The sequence below is a fragment of the Herbiconiux daphne genome (genome assembly GCF_024979295.1).
Taxonomy (GTDB): domain Bacteria; phylum Actinomycetota; class Actinomycetes; order Actinomycetales; family Microbacteriaceae; genus Herbiconiux; species Herbiconiux daphnes.
This window is the reverse complement of the sequence record NZ_JANLCJ010000466.1, coordinates 1-652: the sequence shown is the minus strand read 5'-3', so window position 1 is coordinate 652 and position 652 is coordinate 1. Positions and strand designations below refer to the sequence as shown.

The following is a 652-nucleotide window of genomic DNA, read 5'->3' as shown; positions in this document are numbered from 1 at the left end:
CCTAACAAACCAATGAACAAACCATTTAACAAACCATTACTAAACCAATAAAAGAATAAGGGATAGTTTTGATAGAAATGGAAATAGAAGATGAGGTCGCCTTTGACCTTGTCTTTTCTTCAGTGTATTCCCTTGACCTCAGTGTCAAGCTTAAACGGTCGTTGAAACCGTTCCAAAGTTTTTAACTTTAACTGTGGTTGAATTGACCTAAGGCATTCCCACAGAGCATCCTAAGGAGCTACAATGATTTTAAACCCTATCCTATCGGAGACAGACCTTCAAGTGTCTTGCCACTCCCTTGTTGCTACAGGTCAGTTAGACAGAGTAATTGATTACTTCATTAATGAGCAATGGGAGAAAGCACGTAAGGTTACGGAGAAAGACTTAGTTCGTTATCAGAAGATACTACAGAACTATGAAGACCTCGGTAACAAAATTAAGAATGCAGCTGTTTCCTCAGAAAAACCAGTATTAAACTTTTAAGGAGTGACTAATGTCCGAACCTACTACTACCTCTATGTTCATCGATACCGATAGCTTTGACTTTGAACATGAAATCGTTGATGATGTTGATGCCCTTACTCAGAATAGCCCCTCAAACGCTCTGAGAGCCACGGAGAGCGATTATTCTGATGAAGATGATACAGACTAC

1 protein-coding gene is annotated in these 652 nt (G+C 39.4%); it reads left to right on the top strand.

Translation table 11 applies throughout. The features are described from left to right. The first annotated feature begins 243 nt into the window (after nucleotides 1–243). Complete coding sequence (locus tag N1032_RS25895; RefSeq protein ID WP_259543489.1) at nucleotides 244–483, top strand: hypothetical protein; 240 nt, start codon at nucleotides 244–246, stop codon at nucleotides 481–483. Nucleotides 484–652: the final 169 nt, after the last annotated feature.